Below are 347 nucleotides of genomic sequence, written 5' to 3'. Positions count from 1 at the left end.
GCTGGGGGAAGGCGCTGGCGTAAGCCGCAAATTTGTCATTCCAGGCAGCTTCTTTCGCCTGACCGGCTTCCTTCGCATCCCACTGCGCATAGATGTCAGACGGGATGTCAAAGGCCGGGTGTTTCCAGCCCAGCGCTTCGCGGGTCAGGGCGATTTCCGCATCACCCAGCGGCGCGCCGTGGGAATCATGGGTACCGGCTTTGTTCGGCGAACCGAAACCGATGATGGTTTTGCACATCAGCAGCGACGGTTTGTCCGTCACGCTGCGCGCTTCTTCCACCGCGCGTCTGATGGCGTCTGCATTGTGACCGTCCACCCCGCGCACCACGTGCCAGCCGTAGGCTTCG

At 62.2% G+C, this 347-nt stretch carries 1 protein-coding gene; it reads right to left on the bottom strand.

What is annotated here, in order from left to right; translation table 11 throughout:
• On the bottom strand, positions 1–347 hold a 347-nt coding region (locus ACQ3G7_RS24760; protein WP_496353907.1), incomplete at both ends, for a thiamine pyrophosphate-binding protein.

It is taken from the genome of Kosakonia sp. N21, assembly GCF_050587465.1.
Classification (GTDB): domain Bacteria; phylum Pseudomonadota; class Gammaproteobacteria; order Enterobacterales; family Enterobacteriaceae.
Note: the sequence above shows the minus strand (reverse complement) of the source record. Positions and strands in the feature narration are given on the sequence as shown.